The following is an 18,904-nucleotide window of genomic DNA, read 5'->3' on the forward strand; positions in this document are numbered from 1 at the left end:
GCTTCGCCTATGGACCTCAATAGTTTGATCAGCAAGGCCAAAGACTTCGCCCGCAAGAACCCCGACAAGGTGCGTCAGGGCGTCGACAAGGCGGAGACCATCGTCAACGAGAAGACTGGCGGGAAGTTCGCCGACCAGATCCACAAGGGCGGCGACGCCGTCGAGGGTCAGCTGGGCGTTCCCGGCCAGGCGACCACCAACACCCCGGCCCAGCAGCCGACCGGCGACCAGCCGCAGGGCCAGCAGCCGACCACTCCCCAGAACTGACCGAACCGGCCGAAATCCGCGTGAGAAACTCACGCGGATTTTTGCTGCCTCGGCTGGTTCGCGAAGCATCTGGGTAACTTTCGATCGACCTCGCCGATGCCACCCTAAAGGGGGTGGTCGGTCGTAGGCTGAAGGTCGCTCAACTGCGCCGGAGTGATACCTCGTGACCCACACCATCGACACGTCCAAACTGCGTGTCCATACCGCTGCGCCGCGTGGCACTCCGATCGGCGGAATCGTGGTGATCCCCGGTCTGCGCGGTCGGTCGCGGTGGCTGACAAGGCAACTCGCGCGCGCCGGTTACCTCGTTTATGCCCCGTCGGTGCTTGATGGCCTCGGCCTGAACGCCAGGGAAGCGCGGGTCACCCAGAACGTCATGGACGGACTGGCGGTGCAGCCCGCCGACCTGACCTACACCGTGCGCGAGGCTCTGGCCACCTTGCGCTCGCCACAGTTCACTCATCGCGCGGTGAGCAGACTGCGTACGGCGGTCGACGGGGTCTGCGCGGCCGCCGGGATCGACCGAGTGGCCGTCATCGGTTCGGGTGCCGGCGGCAGCCTGGCCTACGCTCTCGCCGCCCACGACGCCCGTGTTCGACTTGCGCTCGCCTACGACAGCAGTCCGCCCGACATCGACGTCATCGAGGACATCAAGGGCGCGGCGGCCTCGTTCTACGGTGGCTCCCACCCAGGGGTCACCGAGTCGTTGCCCGAGGTGCAGGCGGCTATGCGTCGTGCGGGCGTGCCGTTCGCGAGCAAGGCCTATGCGGGGTTGGACCACGTTCGGCTAGATCGTCGACAATCGGCCGACGCGGAGTGCGACCTGTGGCAGCGCTCGTTGGCGCTGCTCTGTTTGCATCTCGCCTGACCGCGCTCCGGACTGGGGCCTGCATGCGCCATGCTGGGCCGGTGATGCACAACGGTGAAGTGTCCTGGTGGTGGCGTGAGCAGGGCGGCGCGCCCAGTCTTGGGCAGCGACGGCCCGCACTGCAGGGACAGGGCGACGCCGATGTTTGCATCGTCGGCGGTGGATACACCGGTCTGTGGACTGCGCTGCGCCTCACCGATATTGATCCGTCGCTGCGTGTTGTCATCCTCGAGAGCGAGCATGTCGGGTTCGGCGCTTCCGGCCGCAACGGCGGGTGGCTGACCGCCTCGCTGCCGGGTTCCCGGGCGGTGCTCAACCAGGCGTCCGGCGCCGACGGGACCCGAGCGCTCGAACAGGCCTTGCGCGAGGAGATAGATGCGGTGATTGCGACCGCGGACCGCGAAGGGATCGACGCCGACATCGTGAAGGGCGGCGAACTGCGGGTCGCGACGTCCGGCCCGCAGCTGGGGCGGTTGGAACGGTCGTACGCCTCCGAGCACGCGTGGGGAACACCGGACGAAGTCTGGCTGGAAGAGGCCGACCTGGCGCAGCGCCTGCGGCTGCGCGGAGCGCTCGGCGCGATCTGGACGCCGCATTGCGCTCGCATCCACCCGGTCAAGCTGGTCACCGGGCTCGCCGCAGCGATCGAACGGCGGGGAGTGGTCATTCACGAAGACTCCGCGGTGCTGGAGTTGACGCGGAACTGCGTTCGTACGAAGGACGGTTCGGTTCGCGCTGACGTCGTCTTGCGCTGCACCGAGGGGTTCACCGCGAACTTCCCGGGCGAACGTCGAACCTGGCTACCGATGAACTCCTCGATGGTGGTGACCCGGCAGCTGAGCGACGCGCAGTGGGCGACGATCGGCTGGGACGACGCCGCCGTTCTCGGCGACGAGGCGCACGGTTACATCTACGCCCAGCGCACCGCCGACGGCCGGATCGCGATCGGCGGGCGCGGAGTGCCGTACAAATACGGATCGCGTACGGACCTGGCCGGCGACACCCCGCAGGTGACGATCACCCAGTTGCGGGCGTCGCTGGAGGACCTCTTCCCCGACCTGACCGGTATTGAATTCGACCACGCCTGGAGTGGTGTCCTCGGGGTGCCGCGGGACTGGACCGCGACCGTCACTCTGGCTGATGGCGTGGGCTATGCGGGCGGCTATGTCGGCCACGGGGTGACCTCCTCGGCTCTCGCCGGCCGCACGCTCGCCGACCTGGTGCTCGGCCGTGACACCGCGCTGACCGCTTTGCCCTGGGTGAATCGGCAGGTGCGCAAATGGGAGCCGGAACCGCTGCGCTACGCGGGAGTGATGGGGCTCTACGCCGCCTACCGTCGCGCGGATCACCGCGAGACGCTGACCGGTCGCAGCTCAGGCCTGGCCTCCCTGGCTGACAAGATCTCGCGAAAGCCGTAGGGCTCAGTCCATCTCACCGGGGCGGGGCGGTGCGCCACACCCGCACAAGCGCGGGCGAAACACTGCAGCGTGGCAACAACCGACTGGCCGGATTGGTGTCGCGTCCTGGCCGAACGGCAGCTGCGCCGAACTCGGTCACAGTGACCGCGCCCGGGTCAAGTCGGCGCTTGGCCAGCGCTGCGCGTCAGTCAATCCTGCGCCGGTGGTCGACGCCCACGCCCCGAGGGGCTCGGCCGGGTAATCCTCCTCGGTGATCGTCTCATCGATCAGCTCGAACCCGCGCCGCTGATAGTTGCTCAGCGCGGCAGGGCCGTCGAGCGAACAGGTGTGGACCCACACTCGCGAAACCGGTGGCAATCCGGTTGTCGCCCAGGCGCATTCGACGCCATGCGACAGGAGAGCCGAGCCGATCCCGCGACCGATCGCACCCTCGGTAAGGCCGAAATACTTGATCTCCACCTCGGTGGAGCCACCGACGTCAGCGGCGCCGAGGTGGACGTAACCCACCGGCTGCCCGGCCTCGTACGCGACCACGACGCGGGTGCCCGCCGCCGCCAGATCCTCGACCCACTGTTGCCGCGACCACCTCAGCCGGTCTGTCCAGCGCCAGGGTCCGCCGACGAGGGCGTAGAGGAAGCGCGCGTATTCGGGCGTGACTCCTGGAGCGTCGACGAACTCGACACCGTCCGGCGCCGGTCGCTGTGTCGATGCGGCCGGCACACGCTGTTCGAGTGTCCAGGTGGTGACCTTCACTGCGACGGCGATCGCGACAGCAGCGCGTCGATCCGTTCGACGGTCAGCGCGGTGGCCGCGGCGTCGCCGTCGGGGCCGTGGACGTCGGTGAACAGGTGGCCCTTGCCGGGCGTGACGAAGTCCTCGAACGTGGTGCCCTCGGCCTCGACCGAGGCCCGCAACGCGTCGACGTCGTCCTGTTCGATCCAGTGGTCCTGCTCGTAGCGGTGCAGTTGAACCGGCGCCCCCGGCCAGCGCCCGAACGGCGCGGCAACGCTGTGCATCAGGATGATTCCGGCCGACTCGCCGCGGGTCGCGGCGAGGGTCTGGGCGAACGCGGCGCCGAGCGAGAAACCGGCGAGGGCGGCGTCAGCAGGCAGCTGCTCAACGGCCGGCAGGATGCGCTTGAACAAGGTCTTCGCGCCGAGCCGGTCGCGGTGATCGATGCCGGCTTCCTCGTCGTCGAAGACCTCACCGGCGTAGTAATCCGGAACGATCAGTGTGTGGCCGCGCCCTTCGAGGGCCGCCGCGAATTCGGTGACCGCCGGGCGCAGCCCGAGGGCGGAGTGCAGCAACAGGATGGTGCTCATCGTGATCCTCTCAGCCGAACAGAACGGCGGCTTCGTCCCACCGGTCCTGCGGCACCTGCTTGATCGCGTCGGTCGCGTCAACCAACCGTACGGTCTCGATCTCGGTGCCGCGCAGCGCCACCATGTGACCCCACTTGCCATCCATCGCCGCGTCGATCGCGGCGAGGCCGAAGCGGGTGGCGAGCACCCGGTCGTACGCGGTCGGAACACCGCCGCGCTGCAGGTGGCCCAGAGTGGTCACCCGGGTCTCGATCTTGGTCTCGGTTTCGATCAACGCGCCGATGTGTTCACCAACACCGCCTAGGCGCGGGCGACCGAAACCGTCGACAGAATCGCGGGTGATGTTCTCCCCACCCGGCGACCAGCCCTCGGCGACGACAACCAGCGGGGCGCGGCCGCGCTCGGCGGCGGAGCGCACCCAGGCGTAGACCTGTTCCATCTCAACCGGCTGTTCGGGAATGAGGATCGCATGAGCGCCGGCGGCGAGGCCGGAATGCAGCGCAATCCAGCCCGCGTTGCGCCCCATCACCTCAACGACCATGCAGCGCTTGTGGGATTCACCGGTCGTACGCAGTCGGTCCATCGACTCGGTCGCGATCGACACGGCGGTGTCGAACCCGAAGGTGTAGTCGGTCGCGGCGAGGTCGTTGTCGATCGTCTTGGGAACTCCGATGGTCTGCACCCCGGCGTCGAAGAGCACGCGGGCGACGTGCAAGGTTCCGTCACCGCCGATCGCGATCAGCGCATCCATGTCGTGGCGCCGCATGACTTCCTTCACCCGGGCGGTCCCGGCCTCGGGGCCGTCGGCAAACGGGGTACGCCGGGAGGTGCCGAGGATCGTTCCGCCAACCCGGCTCAGCCCACGCACTTCGTGACGGGTGAGCGGTCGTACGTCGTCGTCAACGAATCCGCCGAAACCGCCGTGGACACCCAGAAACGAGACGCCGTAGATGCGGTCGCCCTTCATCACGGTGCCGCGGATCACCGCGTTCAGGCCGGGGCAGTCGCCGCCGCTGGTCAGGATCCCGATGTTCACGCAGGTCAGCATGGTAGCTACTGGCCGGTTGGTGAAACGGGCGTCCGGATGGCAGGCGCCCGTCGTCGGCGAATCAGCCGGCTTACCATGCGGGCCCGCAGGGCGTTGCGGGCCGCACCGTCGAACGAATTCGGTTGTCCCGTATCGCTTTCCTGGTAACGTCGCGCCCCGTGACGAACGCTCCCGAAGGCCCCTCCCGCCGCTCGGTGACCAAGGGTGTGGCGTGGTCCGTCCCAGTGCTTACGGTCGGTGCGCCCGCCGCGGTCGCGGCGGCTTCAGCCGGCCCTCCCACCAAGCTGGACTGGAACAACGTCCCCGCTGGTCGATTCACCAGCGGGGTGGCCGGCTTAGTGACCGTGGCGGCGACTCTGACCATTACTGAGGGGTCTGCTCTTAGCCGAAACGGCGTGGTGGCGAGCGACACGCAAGGTGGCGACACCGGCCGCAAGTACTTCCTCGAACTCGCGCCGAAGAACAAGCAGAAGGGCGCCGACGAAACGATCACCTTCAGCTTCTCGGAGCCAGTCAAAGACGTCTCGATCACCCTCTATGGCGTCGACAACAGCGGGACCGGCGATCAGGTCACTGTTCTGACCGGTGGATTCACCGTGTCGGGCAAAGGGTCGAAAGTCAGTGGGGATGGGACCGCGGCGAGCCCGTTCACCGGCACTGCCCCAGTTGCCGCCACCTCGACTGACGGCAACGTGACCCTCACCTGGCCAGGGCCGCTGTCGAGCATCGCGATGCGCTACTTCAACGGCGACGCCGGCACAGCCAATATGGTCATCGCCATGTCGGGCATCAACTTCACCGCCAACCACAGCTGAGCGTTGAACGCGATTGCTCGCGGTCCAAGGGAGGACGAAGTGACGAGCATCGCGATGTGTCTCGTGCTTGTCCTCGACCTTGCCGGCGAGCGAATCTTGTTGGGGGAGAAGCTGCGCGGCTTCGGCAAGGGCAATGTGATCGCTCCCGGTGGCAAGGTCGACCCGGGCGAAACACCCCAGCAGGCGGCGGTTCGCGAGTTGCGCGAGGAGACGGGACTGGACGCCGAGGAGATCGAGGACGCCGGCGGACTGACCTTCACCTGGGCCGACCCCGGCCAGCAGCCGATGCGGGTCTGGCTCTTCGTCGTTCCGGCGTGGAGCGGTGACCTGCGCCCGAGCGACGAACTCGACGCGCGATGGGCCGACTGGTCCGACATCCCGTACGACCGCATGTGGGACGACGATCGGATCTGGCTGCCGAACGTGCTGCGGGGTGGCGCGGTGACCGCGTCCATCGGCTACGCGGCGAACGGCCGACATGTCGAGACCGTCGAGCTCACTACATGGCCACGCTGATTGCGTACGGTGTGGCCCATGTCACAGATCGCCTATCACCGCACCGGTTCCGGCAGCCCGATCGTCCTCATTCATGGCATCGGGCATCGTTGGCAGGCATTCCACGACGTGCTGCCGCTGTTGGCGCAGGAGCATGAGGTGATCGCGATCGACCTTCCCGGGTTCGGGCAGTCGCCAGCGTCTGAGTCCTACGACATGGATGACTGGTGCGACCAGTTTGAGGAGTTCTTCGCGGAGTTGGGCCTCGGTCGGCCGATGGTGGTCGGCAATTCGCTCGGTGGTCTCGTCGGCCTCGAACTCGCCCAGCGTGGCGCCGTCTCGGCGGTGGTCGCGCTCTCGCCCGCGGGCTTCATGGGTGGCCTCGGACGGGTGGTAGCCGGGTCGGTGCTGGTCGGTCTCAAGCTCGCCAGCCATGCTCCGATGCCGATGATTAGGTTGGTTTCGCGCACCCCCGCGCTGCGCAAACTGTCGATGATGTCGCTCTACGCCCACCCCGAGAAGCTGACCGCCCAGGACGCCCTAGACGACACGCTCAGCCTGCGTCGCGCCCCCGGGTTCTGGCCGGTGCTGCTGCGTGGGGCTGGGCGCGACTTCACCGGAAACCCGAAGGTGCCGGTCGCGGTCGGCTGGGGTGACAAGGATCGCCTGCTGCTGCCGCGCCAAGCCAAGACCGCCGCGCGCCGGATGCCGAACGCGCGGATCGAGCCACTGCGCGACTGCGGCCACGTTCCGATGCTCGACCACCCCGAAGCGGTCGTGAAGCTGGTTCGCTCGGTCATCGCCAACCTCCCAGCGATGTCTGGAATGCTCAGCGCATGACGACTTTCCTCGTTCTCGGTGCCGGCGGCGACCTGACCCAACGACTGCTCCTCCCGGGCCTCGGCAGCCTGCTGGCCGTCGAGCCGGACCGTGAAGTCACGGTCATCGGTGCCGACCGCGCCGACCAGACCGACGCAGCCTTTCGCGGCTTGGTGAAGGACCGCCTCAAGCAGGGCGGGGCGACCGCCGCGACCGCCACTCGGGTCTCCCGCAAGGCGCGGTATGCCAAGGCCGACCTGCTGGACCCGAAGTCGCTGGGCGACCTGCTCGCGATGGCCGGCGACGATCTGGTCATCTATTTCGCCCTGCCGCCGGCAATCTCGGTGAAGGTCTGCGCCGAACTGGAGAAGCTCGACCTTCCGGCCGGCACCCGGCTCGGCCTGGAGAAGCCGTTCGGCAGCGACCTGCGCTCGGCCCGCGCCTTCAACAAGCAGTTGCAGCGGGTCGTGCCCGAGGAGCAGATCTTCCGCGTCGACCACTTCCTGGGCGTCTCCACCGTTCTCAACCTCATCGGTCTGCGCTTCGCCAACCGAATCCTGCAGCCGATCTGGAACGCCGAACACATCGAACGCGTGGAAATCCTGTACGACGAGGACCTCGCCCTCGAGGGTCGCGCCGGTTATTACGACAAGGCTGGTGCGCTGCGCGACATGTTGCAAAGCCACCTGCTGCAGATCCTCGCGATCTTCGCGATGGAACCGATCGCTGATCTCGAGCCGCAGGAACTGGCCGACCTCAAGGCACAGGTGTTGCGCGCCACCCGGATCTGGGACGGCAACCCGCAAGAGAACGCCAAGCGAGCCCGCTACACCGCCGGCGCCATCGACGGCCGGGCCGTGCCGTCGTACGTCAAAGAAGACGGTGTCGATCCCGCGCGCAACACCGAAACGCTGGCCCAGGTCACCGTCGAGATCAACAACAACCGTTGGGCGGGAGTGCCGTTCGTGTTGCGCAGCGGCAAGGCCCTGGGCACGGCCCGTAAACAGATCATCGTTTACTTCCGCGACTTGCCACATGTCCCGAAGGGCTTCCACGGCGGCCACGAGGGCGACACGATGGTCATCGACCTCAAGCCCGGTCGGGTTTCGTTCCAGCTGACGATGAACGCCGAGGGCGACCCGTTCGGCCTCGAGCGCAAGACGCTTTCCGGCGACCTGGCGGATGCCCGGATGCAGGCCTACGGCGAGGTGTTGCGCTCGATCCTGGACGGCAACCAATTGCTGACCGTCCGGGCCGACGCGGCCGAGCTCTGCTGGAAGGTGATGGGCCCGGCGATCGCCGCGTTCGAGAACGATGAGGTGCCGATCCAGCAGTACAAAGCCGGGTCCGACGGGCCGAAGGGCTGGCTGAGCCGGGAGTCGGTGGAGTTGGGCCGGGAGGACGCGCTGCTGGGCGGGTCGTCCGACGTCAAGCGGACCAAGAGGTCCTGAGGACCCAACTGGCAGGTAACTTGGGTGGGGCACCCGAGGAAACTGGAGCACACCCATGGCTGAACTGAAGGACCACTACGACGTCGTCGTGGTGGGCGCCGGCCTGTCCGGGATCGACGCCGGATACCGCCTGCAGACCATGTGTCCAGACAAGGACTACGTGATCCTGGAGGCGCGCGACTCGCTCGGCGGCACCTGGGACCTGTTCCGCTACCCGGGCGTCCGGTCGGACTCCGACATGTTCACCCTGGGCCTGCCGTTCGAGCCCTGGCACGGCGAGAAGTCGATCGCCGACGGCGGCGACATCCTGGACTACCTGAAGAACACCGCGGCGAAGTACGGCATCGACGACCGCATCGTCACCGGTGCCAAGGTGACCACGGCCGACTGGTCCGGCGACGACGCGCAGTGGACCGTGACGGTCCGCACCGCGGAGGGTGAGCGCCCGGTCACCGCGAGCCACGTCTACCTCTGCTCCGGCTACTACAACTACGACGAGGGCTACACCCCCGACTTCCCCGGCCTGACCGACTTCGCCGGCGAGGTCATCCACCCGCAGTTCTGGCCCGAGCACTTCGACGCGACCGGCAAGAAGATCGTGGTCATCGGTTCCGGGGCCACCGCGGTCACGCTGGTCCCGGCGCTGAGCGGTGCGGGCGCCGACGTCACGATGCTGCAGCGCACGCCGTCGTACGTCATCGGGCTGCCGAACAAGGACCCGATCGCCGCGACACTGCGCAAGGTGCTGCCGCCGCAGCGTGCCTACCAGGCCGTACGGATGAAGAACGCGACCTCGGCGCTGGCGCTCTACCAGGCATCGCGGCGCGCCCCGAAGCTGATGAAGAAGGTGCTGCGCGGCGGCGTGATGCGCCAGGTGCGCGGCTCGGCCGTGACCGAAGCCGACTTCACCCCGCCGTACAACCCGTGGGACCAGCGGTTGTGCGTGGTGCCCGACGGTGACCTGTTCAAGGTGCTGCGCGACGGCCGCGCTCACGTCGTCACCGACACCATCGACCGCTTCGTGCCCGAGGGCGTCCGCACTTCCTCCGGGCAGCTGCTGGAGGCCGACGTCATCATCACCGCCACCGGGCTGAAGATGCTGGCCGGCGGTGGCATCTCGGTCACCGTCGACGGTGAGCCGGTGAACGTCGCCGAGCGCTACATCTACCGGGGCATGATGATCAGCGGGCTGCCGAACATGGCGATGTGTGTCGGTTACACCAACGCATCCTGGACGCTGCGGGCCGACCTCAGCAGCCAGTACTTCTGCACCTTCGTCAACCATCTCAACGCCCAGGGCTACGCCTACGGCTACCCGCACGTCGACGAGGTGATGAAGGCCGCCCCGGCGCTCGACCTGGCCAGCGGCTATGTGGTGCGCGAGGTGGCACAGTTCCCCAAGCAGGGTGACCGCAAACCGTGGTTCCTGCACCAGAACTACCTGCGCGACCGGCGCGAGAGCAAGGGCGCCGACGTCAGCCAGGACATGATCTTCGTCCGCCCCGGCGAACCGCATTCGATCACCGAGGCGCCCGCGCCCGCGGCGGTGTGAGCGTGGACCCGTCGGTGACCGACCGGCCGCTGCGGATCGCGCTCGCGTCGTACCGCAGCAAGCCGCACTCCGGAGGGCAGGGCGTCTACGTGCGCAACCTCTCCCGGGAGCTGGTCGCGCTCGGCCACGACGTCGAGGTGTTCAGCGGGCCGCCGTACCCCGACCTCGATCCGGGCGTCCGGCTGACGCAGGTCGCCGGTCTCGACCTCTACCGCGAGCCGGACCCGTTCCGGCGCCCCGCGCTGCGCGAATTCCGTTCTGCGGTGGACGTGCTGGAGTTCGCCACGATGTGCACGGCCGGGTTCCCCGAGCCGCGCACCTTCGGCATCCGGCTGCACAAGGTGCTGCGCGAACGCGCCGCCGACTTCGACCTCGTCCACGACAACCAGACCCTGGCGCCGGGGATCCTCGCGCTGGAGCGCTCCGGCCTGCCGGTGCTGACCACCATCCACCACCCGATCAGCCGGGACCGGCGACTCGAGCTCGACGCCGCGCGCGGCTGGGAGCGGATCACCAAGCGGCGCTGGTACGGCTTCGTACGGATGCAGCGCCGGGTGGCCCGCCGGACGACCCGGGTGCTGACCGTCTCCGACGGTTCCGCCGCCGACATCGTGAGCGACTTCGGCGTCGACCCGGCGCGGATCAGCGTGGTCCCGGTGGGCGTGGCGGTCGACACGTTCCGCCCGCCGACCGCGCCGCGCGTGGCCGGCCGGCTGGTCACCATCGCCTCCGCGGATGTTCCGCTCAAGGGCGTCTCCGTGTTGATCCGGGCGCTCGGCGCCCTGCCCGCCGACCGCTGGTCGGAACTGGTGATCGTCGGCCCGAGCAGCGACCGTACGAAGAAGGCGCTGGCCGAGGCGGGACTGCTGGACCGCGTCTCGTTCCGGTCCGGACTGTCCGAGGACCAGCTCGCTGCGCTGATCGGCTCGGCGCAGGCACTCGTCGTCCCGTCGCGGTACGAGGGGTTCTCGCTCCCAGCGATCGAGGCCATGGCCTGTGCGACGCCGGTCGTCGCGACCCGGGTGGGCGCGCTGCCGACCCTGGTCGCCGGGGGAGCGGGCCGACTGGTGCCGCCGAACGACCCCGAGGCGCTGGCCACGGCGATCGGCGAGGTGCTCGCCGACCCTCGCCTGCGCGAGCGGATGGGCGCTGCCGGCCGCGAGCGCGCCGTCCACACCTACAGCTGGCGGGCGGTGGCCGCTGCCACGGTGGAGCTCTACCGCGAACTGATCGCCGCCCCCACAGACCCGCACCCGCAGCTCGTCGCCGTCGGCGACCCGCGCGGTGTCGCAGCAGAGAAGGAGAAGCACGATGCTGACCGTTGATTTCGAGAAGTTCCCGGTCTCGCCGGGGATGACCCTGGTCGACGTGGGCTGCGGTCAGGGCCGCCACTCGTACGAGGCGTTCCGGCGCGGCTGCCACGTCACCGCGTTCGACATGAACGAGTCCGACCTCGCCGAGGTCAAGACGATGTTCGGCGCGATGGAGGCCGCGGGTGAGGCCGGGCCGCCGGCGACCGCCGGGGTGCAGCACGGCGACGCCCGCGCGATGGACTTCGCCGACGAGAGCTTCGACCGGGTCATCGCCTCGGAGATCCTGGAGCACGTCCACGAGGACGAGCAGGTGATGGCGGAGCTGTTCCGGATCACCAGGCCCGGCGGCCTGGTCGCCGTCACCGTGCCGCGCAACTGGCCCGAGCAGGTCTGCTGGAAGCTGTCCGACGAGTACCACCAGGTCGAGGGCGGACACATCCGGATCTACCGCGCCACCGAGCTGATCGGCAAGCTGCAGCGCGCCGGTTTCGAGCCGTACGCGCAGCATCACGCGCACGCGCTGCACGCGCCGTACTGGTGGCTGAAGTGCGCTGTCGGCACCGATACGGAGAACGCCGCCACGAAGGCGTACCACCGGATGCTGGTCTGGGACATGATGAAGGCGCCGCTGGCGACCCGCGTCACCGAGACCGCGCTCAACCCGCTCCTCGGCAAGAGCTTCGTCGTCTATCTCCGGAAGCCGACCGCCTGATGGCGTGGTTGCCGGAGGTTCCCGGGGTGCTGTCCGCCGACCAGGTGACGCGCACCGCGGACTTCATTGCGGCACATCAGGATCCGAACGGATCGATCCCCTGGTTCCAGGGCGGTGAGTTGGATCCGTGGGACCACGTCGAGTCGGCGATGGGCCTGGCGGTCGCCGGCCGTCACGACGAGGCGCTGCGCGCCCTCGAGTGGTGCGCGCGCACCCAGCGCGAGGACGGTTCGTGGCCGATGCGGCAGGTCCGCGGCGTGGTGCGGGACGCCACGGCCGACACCAACCAGTGCGCCTACATCGCCGTCGGCGTCTGGCACCACCACCTGATCACCGGTCGTCCGGAGGTGCTCGCGCGTTTCTGGCCGACCGTGGAGCGGGCGATCAACTTCGTCGTACGGGCGCAGCAGCCCTCCGGCGCCCTCGCCTGGGCCATGGACACCGAACGCGCCTGGGACACCACCGCGTTGCTGACCGGCTCCAGCAGTGCGCTGCAGGCGATCGAGTGCGCCTGTCTCATCGCGCAGACGCTCGGCCACGACCGGCCGCGCTGGCGGGCGGCCGGCCGCCGGCTGGGCGACGCCGTACGCAGCGATCCGGCGGCGTTCGCCGACCGGTCGCGCTTCTCGATGGACTGGTACTACCCGGTGTTGTCCGGAGCCGTACGGGGTGAGCCCGCGCAGCGGTTGATCGCCGCCGGCTGGGAGACCTTCGTCTGGCCCGACCGCGGCATCCGCTGCGTGGCCGACCAGCCGTGGGTGACGGCCGCGGAGACCACCGAGCTGGTGTGTGCGCTGCACGCGATCGGCGACGACCGGGCCGCTGTGATGCTCGAACAGGTGCAGTTCCTGCGCGACGAGGAGACCGGCGGCTACTGGACCGGGCGGAACATCCCCGACGACGCCGTCTGGCCGGTCGAGCAGACCACCTGGACCGCCGCGGCCGTGCTGCTCGCGGCCGACGCGCTCAGCGGGGTGACGGCCGGGGCCGGGCTCTTCCGCGACGCCGGTGCGTGGGACGGCTGGGGCGCCCGCGAGGAGGCGGCGTCGTGATCGGCGCCGACCTGCGCGACGCCGTCGAGGCCACCAAGGGGTTCATGCCCGACGACGAGGGCGAGGCGCTGCACGACACCGCGCTGGGCGCCCGGGCGGGCACCTGGCTGGAGATCGGGACGTACTGCGGCAAGTCCACCCTGCTGCTCGGCGACGCCGCCCGGCAGGTCGCCGCGCGACTGGTGACGGTCGACCACCACCACGGGTCGGAGGAGAACCAGCCCGGCTGGGAGTGGCACGACACCTCGCTGGTCGACCCGCGGACGGGCCGGCTGGACACCTTCGGCAGCTTCCGGCCGGTGCTGGACTCGCTGGCCGACGTCTGCTCGGCGGTCGTCGCCGACACCCGGACGGTCGCCGGCTGGTGGGGCTCGCCGGTCGAGCTGCTGTTCCTGGACGGCAACCACACCGAGGAGACCGCGCAGCACGACTACGCGGCCTTCGCGCCGTACGTCGTCCCGGGCGGCCTGCTGCTGGTCCACGACGTCTTCCCGGACCCGGCCGACGGAGGGCAGGCCCCGTGGCACGTGGTCGAGCGAGCGCTCGGCGAGGGCTTCACCCAGGTCGCCCAGCACGGCTCGTTGCGGGTGCTGCGCCGGGACTGACCGGAGTGCGGTGACCGGATCGCGGTGGCCGGGACCGGACCGGCTGTGGCACTCTGGTCGCCGGCGCGGCTCCGCGCCCAGCCCCGCACCCAGGCCCCAGCCCTGGTGCGTACGGCGAAGGGGAGGGAATCCTCGGGCGCGAGATTCCGTCGTCCGACACTTCGCAGGCAGGCTGGGGATGCATCGAGGTGAACGATGACCGCCGACCGTGACTTCAAGCAGCTGGTGCGCGCCCGGATGGCGCAGACCGGCCAGTCCTACACCGCCGCCCGCGCCGACCTGCTGGTCGAGCGCACCCAGGAGGGGCGCGCCGCCGAGGCCGAACACCGCACGGTCGTCGGCCGCTTCCTGGTCGACGGCCGGCTGAACGCGCTGCCGGTGAAGCGCAAGACCCGGGCGCAGGTGCTGCTCGCGCTGGTCGAGCTCTTCGAGCCCGGCCGCGACTACCCCGAGCCGGAGGTCAACGAGCTGCTCGGTGCGGTCTGGAGCGACCACGCCCACCTGCGGCGCGAGATGGTCGACTACGGCTACCTCGACCGTACGGAGGGGGTCTACCGGTTGCCGGTGAGCGCACCGCGTCGGCACCCGCAGTACGCGCAGGAACTGCCGCGCTGGGAGGCGTACTGGCTGCCGGAGTTCCTGGCCGGCGAACCGACCTGACGGCGCGGACACACAGCAAGGGCGGCCGTGCTCTCGCACGGCCGCCCTTGGTCTGAGTGGGTCACTCACCGCCCTGGGCGGCGACCTCCTCGTGGATCTTCTCCATCGGCAGCTCGCGGATCTGCTCGATGAGGTCCTTGAGCATGGCCGGGGGGAGCGCACCGGACTGGTTGAAGACCATCACGCCCTCGCGGAACGCCATGATCGTCGGGATGCTGCTGATGCCCATCGCCCCGCCGAGCTCCTGCTCGGCCTCGGTGTCGACCTTGGCGAACACGATGTCCTCGTGTTCGGTCGACTCGGCCTCGTAGACGGGGGCGAACATCTTGCAGGGACCGCACCAGTCGGCCCAGAAGTCGACCAGAACGATGTCGTTGTCCTGGATGGTGGGGACGAAGTCGTCCTTGGTCAGCGCACGGGTGGCCACAGCAGCCCTCCTGAGAAAGTCGATTGCGGATTCCCCTGTTCCAACGTATGCGGGCGCGCAACATTCCCGAGGGCTTGACATGATCGTGCGGTGAGCTCCCACATCCGGTGCACGATCACCGACGGCATCGCGGACGTCCGCCTCGACCGCCCGGAGAAGTACAACGGGCTGACCTTCGACATGCTGCGCGATCTCGTGGCCACCGCGCACCGGCTGCGCCGCGACCGTACGCTGCGGGCCGTCGTGGTCAGCGGCAACGGCGACGCCTTCTGCGCGGGCCTCGACTTCGCCGCCGTTTCGGGCAAGCCGTGGCAGATCCCGGTGGGCATGATCCCGCTGCCGTGGCGGGGCACGAACCTCTTCCAGGAGGCCTGCTGGGCCTTCCGCCGCATCCCGGTGCCGGTGATCGCGGCGGTCCACGGCCACTGCTACGGCGGTGGCATCCAGATCGCCCTCGCCGCGGATTTCCGGGTGACGACCCCGGACGCGAAGTGGTCGGTGCTCGAAGGCAAATGGGGTCTCATCCCGGACATGAGCGGCGTGCGCTCGATGTCGGACCTGGTCGGCGCGGAGACCGCCAAGCGGCTCACCATGACCCACGAGATCGTCAGCGGTGAGCGGGCCCACGAACTGGGGCTCGCCGGTGAGGTCAGCGACGATCCGTACGACGCCGCGATGGCGCTCGCCCGCGAGCTCGCCACCAAGTCGCCGGACGCCCTGGCGGCCGCCAAGCGGCTCTTCGACCGTCGGCGGAACGCCGGCCCGCGCCGTACGTTCGCTGCCGAACGCCGTGAACAGGTGAAACTTCTGCTCGGGCGCAACGCGGCCATCGCGCGAACAGCCGGTCTGAAGCGCGAGGCGCCACAATTCGTGCAGCGCGGCCGCTGACGCAGTGCGTCAGCTCGGATCTGTACGGATGGCGTGGCCGAACCGACGATGCCAGTCCGTCACCAGAATCGCGTCGGGGGAGCGGTCGTCCAGGTCGCCCATCAGGCCCAACGCGTTAAGGGTGACCGCCCGGGTCTGCGGTTGTTCGAGCAACTGGTCGCGCAGCGCTCGCGGGATCTGCTGACCGGTGCGCGCGCAGGCCGTCAGCCCGTGGGTAACCACATCGGGGTCGCTGCTTCGCACCAGGTCGAGCAGCAAGCTTCGGTCGTCGGGACGGACCTGACGCAACAGCACTGACGCACTGGCCCGGGCTTCCTTGTCGGGATGAGTGGTGGAGATGGCGACGGCGACCCGCGCAATGCTGTCCCGATAGGGGCTCGCCGAGATCATCAGATGAGCCATCTGACGCCGTTCGAGCAGCAGGTGGGAGAGCGACTCCTTCAGCAGTCGCACGATCATGTCGTCCTCGGCCAACCCGGATTCCTCGCGGGCGGCGTTGACATAAGCCTCCAGCATCGGCGGCGCGCTGATCATGACGTGACGCTCGGGCGCCGGCACCACCGGCGCACCGATGGTGCGGCTCGCGGTCTGGCCGAGCCGGGCAGCGAGCATCCAGGCGAGCGCGCGGTCGTTCTCCGATCCGTACGAACTGAGTTCGTAGAGTTGCCGAACCAGCGCGGCGACGTCATCACGGCCCAGCTGACCGCGGCCAATCATCGTCGCCAAGCCCAGACTCAGGCCGAGAGTGCGTTCGGGGTCGTCGACGGTGAGTCCGCAGATCAACTGACCCACCCGCAACCGTTGGCGCGACTCGGTCAAGACGTCCCAGGCGTTGCGGGTGTAGGGCGCCCCGGGGGTGGAGGCCACCGCGATGATCTCCTCCTCGACCGGCGGCGCCAACAAGGGATCGCTGAGCAGCAACGCCAGGGCGGTCCAGCGGCAGGAATAGTCGAAGTAGCCCGAGCGGAGCATCTCGATGGTGAGTTGATGGCTCCATCGGCGAACCAATGACTCCGGCGGCGGACTCGCATTCGCAGCGGTCACGAAGCCGGCCAGCGCGATCCAGTCAGTGCCGGTTGCGGCACCATGATCGACGGTCTCCTGGAGCCGGGACAGCCCGCGGTAGGCCTCCTCGCGCGACGGAGTCGCCCACTGCGCGTTCGCTCGCTGCGCCAACACGATGTCGCTGACCGCCCCGGTCAACTGACCGTGCGCGCGGCCGAGCGCGCGTTCGTACGCCGCGACGAGCTCGAGGTCGATCGCCGCCCGTCCGCTTTCCGCGGTCGAGATCGCCGAAGTGTGCCGGGCACGGCCGCCCACCTCGGCCAGCCGAGCATTGAACGCCTCCGCCGGCAGGGCGCCGTACGGTGACGCAATGCGGTTCACCCGCAACAGCCAGGCGACGCGGGCCTGCAGGTCGATGGTCGCCCCTAGCAGATCGGTCCTGTCGACCGGAAGCCCACGAGGGGCCCCACGCACTCGCGACCACACCATAGTTTTCCCCTTTCCCCCTTGCTCGACGATGGTGCACGCGAGGGCGGGCCGCCGTCGAGCCCCGTCCGAGGAGCGGTCAGCCCAGGCCGAGACGGGCCGTGGTTTTCTCACGCATCTCGACCTTGCGCACCTTCCCGGTGATGGTCATCGGGAACTCCTGCACGATCTCGACGTAGCGCGGGATCTTGTAGTGCGCGAGTTGCCCCGAGCAGAACTGCCTGAGCGACTCGGCGGTGATCGGTTCGGCGCCGGTGCGCAGTTTGATCCAGGCGCACAACTCCTCGCCGTATTTACTGTCGGGAACCCCGATCACTTGCGCGTCGAGGATGTCGGGGTGGGTGTAGAGGAACTCCTCGATCTCGCGCGGATAGACGTTCTCTCCGCCGCGGATCACCATGTCCTTGATCCGGCCGCTGATCTGCACGTAGCCGTCGGCGTCCATCACCCCGATGTCGCCGGTGTGCATCCAACCGTCCTCGATCGCCTCGGCGGTCTTGTCGGGTTGTTCCCAGTAGCCGAGCATCACCGAGTAGCCCTTGGTCATGAATTCGCCCGCGGTTCCGCGCGGCTGCACCTGCCCGGTGACCGGGTCGACGATCTTGATCTCCAGGTGGGGTCCGACCCGGCCGGCGGTTCCGACCTTCTGCTCGAAGGAGTCGTCGGTGCGGTTCTGCGTCGACACCGGCGAGGTCTCGGTCATGCCGTAGCAGATCGTCATTTCCTCGATTCCGGCCGCGATGAGCTTCTTCATCAACTCGGCGGGGCAGGGGGAGCCGGCCATGATCCCGGTTCGGACGGCCGAGAGGTCGTAGGACGCGAAGTCCGGCAGCGCCCATTCCGCGATGAACATGGTCGGAACGCCGTAGAGGCTGGTGCACTTCTCGTCCTGGGTGGCCTGCAGGGTGGCGGCGGGGTCGAAGCCCGGCGCGGGGATGATCATGGCGGCGCCGTGGCTGGTGCAGGCGAGGTTGCCCATCACCATTCCGAAGCAGTGGTAGAACGGCACCGGAATGCAGACCCGGTCTGTCTCGGTGTAGCGACACAGTTCGCCGACGAAGAACCCGTTGTTCAGGATGTTGCGGTGGGAGAGGGTGGCTCCCTTCGGGAAACCGGTTGTGCCCGAGGTGTATTGGATATTGATCGGGTCGTTGTTGTCGAGGCTTTTTTGGGCCGTGGCCAGTCGTTCCAGGCTCACCTCCTCGGCGCGACCGAGCAGTTGCTCCCACTCGGGGGTGTCGAAATAGATCGCCGTGCTGAGGCCGGGACACTCACCGCGCACCTCCTCGACCATCGCGCGGTAATTGCTCGCCTTGAACTCCTCAACCGCGAACAGCACCGAGATGCCCGCCTGGTTCAGGACGTACTTCAGCTCGTGGGCGCGGTAGGCGGGGTTGATGTTGACCAGAATCGCGCCGATCTTGGCCGTTGCGTATTGCACCCCCACCCACTCGCTGCGGTTCGGCGCCCAGATGCCGACCCGGTCGCCCTTGGCGACGCCGGTTGCCAACAGGGCGCGCGCGAGCCGGTCGACGTCATCGCGAAACTGGGTATAGGTCCACCGTCGCCCTTGGGCGACATCGACCAGTGCCTCACGATCGCCGAAGCGAGCGACCGTGGCGTCCAGGTTGTCGCCAATCGTCTGCTCGATCAGCGCAGTGTCGGTCTCGCCGGTGGTGTGGGACAGCTGGTTGGTCATCA

At 68.7% G+C, this 18,904-nt stretch carries 20 protein-coding genes; 14 read left to right on the top strand and 6 right to left on the bottom strand.

Annotation, left to right across the window (positions count from 1 at the left end):
• Window positions 1-9 precede the first annotated feature (9 nt).
• The 3 genes from ACYU98_RS04405 (at window position 10) to ACYU98_RS04415 (ending at window position 2,553) form a co-directional block, all read left to right on the top strand.
• Complete coding sequence (locus ACYU98_RS04405; protein WP_460466976.1) at window positions 10-267, top strand: antitoxin; 258 nt, start codon at window positions 10-12, stop codon at window positions 265-267.
• Window positions 268-430: 163 nt separating this feature from the next.
• A complete protein-coding gene (locus ACYU98_RS04410; RefSeq protein WP_460466977.1) occupies window positions 431-1,135 on the top strand; it encodes a dienelactone hydrolase family protein in 705 nt (234 codons plus the stop codon).
• A gap of 44 nt (window positions 1,136-1,179) precedes the next feature.
• Window positions 1,180-2,553, top strand: a complete 1,374-nt coding sequence (locus ACYU98_RS04415; RefSeq protein WP_460467410.1) for an NAD(P)/FAD-dependent oxidoreductase — start codon at window positions 1,180-1,182, stop codon at window positions 2,551-2,553.
• Window positions 2,554-2,688: 135 nt separating this feature from the next.
• On the opposite strand, the gene ACYU98_RS04420 is transcribed toward ACYU98_RS04415, so the two are convergent.
• Genes ACYU98_RS04420 through ACYU98_RS04430 form a run of 3 tightly spaced genes read right to left on the bottom strand, consistent with a single transcriptional unit; the run spans window position 2,689 to window position 4,911 of the window.
• Window positions 2,689-3,306: a GNAT family N-acetyltransferase gene (locus ACYU98_RS04420; protein ID WP_460466978.1), complete on the bottom strand. Its 618-nt coding sequence runs from the start codon at window positions 3,304-3,306 to the stop codon at window positions 2,689-2,691.
• Window positions 3,303-3,875 carry a dienelactone hydrolase family protein gene (locus ACYU98_RS04425; RefSeq protein WP_460466979.1) on the bottom strand — a complete coding sequence of 191 codons (573 nt, stop codon included), beginning with the start codon at window positions 3,873-3,875 and terminating at the stop codon, window positions 3,303-3,305. The genes ACYU98_RS04420 and ACYU98_RS04425 overlap by 4 nt, the downstream gene beginning before the upstream one ends.
• Window positions 3,876-3,885: 10 nt before the next feature.
• The gene (locus ACYU98_RS04430; protein ID WP_460466980.1) at window positions 3,886-4,911 is read right to left on the bottom strand and encodes a 6-phosphofructokinase; all 1,026 of its coding nucleotides are present in this window, start codon (window positions 4,909-4,911) and stop codon (window positions 3,886-3,888) included.
• Between the two features lie 170 nt (window positions 4,912-5,081).
• Here ACYU98_RS04430 and ACYU98_RS04435 point away from each other — a divergent pair, with 170 nt between their 5' ends.
• From ACYU98_RS04435 to ACYU98_RS04480, 10 genes are all read left to right on the top strand, one after another.
• Window positions 5,082-5,738, top strand: coding sequence for a hypothetical protein (locus tag ACYU98_RS04435; RefSeq protein ID WP_460466981.1), 657 nt, complete (start codon window positions 5,082-5,084; stop codon window positions 5,736-5,738).
• A 39-nt stretch (window positions 5,739-5,777) separates the two neighbouring features.
• Window positions 5,778-6,254 carry an 8-oxo-dGTP diphosphatase gene (locus ACYU98_RS04440; protein ID WP_460466982.1) on the top strand — a complete coding sequence of 159 codons (477 nt, stop codon included), beginning with the start codon at window positions 5,778-5,780 and terminating at the stop codon, window positions 6,252-6,254.
• Between the two features lie 18 nt (window positions 6,255-6,272).
• The gene (locus ACYU98_RS04445) at window positions 6,273-7,073 is read left to right on the top strand and encodes an alpha/beta fold hydrolase (protein WP_460466983.1); all 801 of its coding nucleotides are present in this window, start codon (window positions 6,273-6,275) and stop codon (window positions 7,071-7,073) included.
• Complete coding sequence (locus ACYU98_RS04450; protein WP_460466984.1) at window positions 7,070-8,503, top strand: glucose-6-phosphate dehydrogenase; 1,434 nt, start codon at window positions 7,070-7,072, stop codon at window positions 8,501-8,503. The genes ACYU98_RS04445 and ACYU98_RS04450 overlap by 4 nt, the downstream gene beginning before the upstream one ends.
• A 55-nt stretch (window positions 8,504-8,558) precedes the next feature.
• The gene (locus ACYU98_RS04455; protein WP_460466985.1) at window positions 8,559-10,055 is read left to right on the top strand and encodes a flavin-containing monooxygenase; all 1,497 of its coding nucleotides are present in this window, start codon (window positions 8,559-8,561) and stop codon (window positions 10,053-10,055) included.
• Between the two features lie 2 nt (window positions 10,056-10,057).
• Window positions 10,058-11,380 carry a glycosyltransferase family 4 protein gene (locus tag ACYU98_RS04460; protein ID WP_460466986.1) on the top strand — a complete coding sequence of 441 codons (1,323 nt, stop codon included), beginning with the start codon at window positions 10,058-10,060 and terminating at the stop codon, window positions 11,378-11,380.
• Window positions 11,367-12,080 (top strand): class I SAM-dependent methyltransferase, encoded by a 714-nt coding sequence (locus ACYU98_RS04465; RefSeq protein WP_460466987.1) that lies wholly within the window; start codon window positions 11,367-11,369, stop codon window positions 12,078-12,080. The genes ACYU98_RS04460 and ACYU98_RS04465 overlap by 14 nt, the downstream gene beginning before the upstream one ends.
• The gene (locus ACYU98_RS04470; protein WP_460466988.1) at window positions 12,080-13,132 is read left to right on the top strand and encodes a prenyltransferase; all 1,053 of its coding nucleotides are present in this window, start codon (window positions 12,080-12,082) and stop codon (window positions 13,130-13,132) included. The genes ACYU98_RS04465 and ACYU98_RS04470 overlap by 1 nt, the downstream gene beginning before the upstream one ends.
• Window positions 13,129-13,737: a class I SAM-dependent methyltransferase gene (locus tag ACYU98_RS04475; protein WP_460466989.1), complete on the top strand. Its 609-nt coding sequence runs from the start codon at window positions 13,129-13,131 to the stop codon at window positions 13,735-13,737. The genes ACYU98_RS04470 and ACYU98_RS04475 overlap by 4 nt, the downstream gene beginning before the upstream one ends.
• A 195-nt stretch (window positions 13,738-13,932) precedes the next feature.
• Complete coding sequence (locus ACYU98_RS04480) at window positions 13,933-14,397, top strand: DUF2087 domain-containing protein (RefSeq protein WP_460466990.1); 465 nt, start codon at window positions 13,933-13,935, stop codon at window positions 14,395-14,397.
• A gap of 61 nt (window positions 14,398-14,458) precedes the next feature.
• On the opposite strand, the gene trxA is transcribed toward ACYU98_RS04480, so the two are convergent.
• Complete coding sequence (gene trxA, locus ACYU98_RS04485; protein WP_460466991.1) at window positions 14,459-14,824, bottom strand: thioredoxin; 366 nt, start codon at window positions 14,822-14,824, stop codon at window positions 14,459-14,461.
• A gap of 90 nt (window positions 14,825-14,914) precedes the next feature.
• Here trxA and ACYU98_RS04490 point away from each other — a divergent pair, with 90 nt between their 5' ends.
• Window positions 14,915-15,712, top strand: coding sequence for a crotonase/enoyl-CoA hydratase family protein (locus ACYU98_RS04490; RefSeq protein ID WP_460466992.1), 798 nt, complete (start codon window positions 14,915-14,917; stop codon window positions 15,710-15,712).
• A gap of 9 nt (window positions 15,713-15,721) precedes the next feature.
• Here the strand turns inward: ACYU98_RS04490 and ACYU98_RS04495 are convergent, their stop codons facing one another.
• Window positions 15,722-17,206 (bottom strand): hypothetical protein, encoded by a 1,485-nt coding sequence (locus ACYU98_RS04495; protein WP_460466993.1) that lies wholly within the window; start codon window positions 17,204-17,206, stop codon window positions 15,722-15,724.
• A 76-nt stretch (window positions 17,207-17,282) separates the two neighbouring features.
• Window positions 17,283-18,902: an AMP-binding protein gene (locus tag ACYU98_RS04500; protein WP_460466994.1), complete on the bottom strand. Its 1,620-nt coding sequence runs from the start codon at window positions 18,900-18,902 to the stop codon at window positions 17,283-17,285.
• Window positions 18,903-18,904 lie beyond the last annotated feature (2 nt).

Source organism: Calidifontibacter terrae (genome assembly GCF_054778835.1).

Bases quoted from the DNA above. Each gene is read 5' to 3' on its own strand.
- ACYU98_RS04405 (WP_460466976.1), top strand. From the start codon at position 10: ATGGACCTCAATAGTTTGATCAGCAAGGCCAAAGACTTCGCCCGCAAG.
- ACYU98_RS04415 (WP_460467410.1), top strand. From the start codon at position 1,180: ATGCACAACGGTGAAGTGTCCTGGTGGTGGCGTGAGCAGGGCGGCGCG.
- ACYU98_RS04425 (WP_460466979.1), bottom strand. From the start codon at position 3,875: ATGAGCACCATCCTGTTGCTGCACTCCGCCCTCGGGCTGCGCCCGGCG.
- ACYU98_RS04445 (WP_460466983.1), top strand. From the start codon at position 6,273: ATGTCACAGATCGCCTATCACCGCACCGGTTCCGGCAGCCCGATCGTC.
- ACYU98_RS04450 (WP_460466984.1), top strand. From the start codon at position 7,070: ATGACGACTTTCCTCGTTCTCGGTGCCGGCGGCGACCTGACCCAACGA.
- ACYU98_RS04455 (WP_460466985.1), top strand. From the start codon at position 8,559: ATGGCTGAACTGAAGGACCACTACGACGTCGTCGTGGTGGGCGCCGGC.
- ACYU98_RS04465 (WP_460466987.1), top strand. From the start codon at position 11,367: ATGCTGACCGTTGATTTCGAGAAGTTCCCGGTCTCGCCGGGGATGACC.
- ACYU98_RS04470 (WP_460466988.1), top strand. From the start codon at position 12,080: ATGGCGTGGTTGCCGGAGGTTCCCGGGGTGCTGTCCGCCGACCAGGTG.
- ACYU98_RS04480 (WP_460466990.1), top strand. From the start codon at position 13,933: ATGACCGCCGACCGTGACTTCAAGCAGCTGGTGCGCGCCCGGATGGCG.
- ACYU98_RS04495 (WP_460466993.1), bottom strand. From the start codon at position 17,206: ATGGTGTGGTCGCGAGTGCGTGGGGCCCCTCGTGGGCTTCCGGTCGAC.
- ACYU98_RS04500 (WP_460466994.1), bottom strand. From the start codon at position 18,902: ATGACCAACCAGCTGTCCCACACCACCGGCGAGACCGACACTGCGCTG.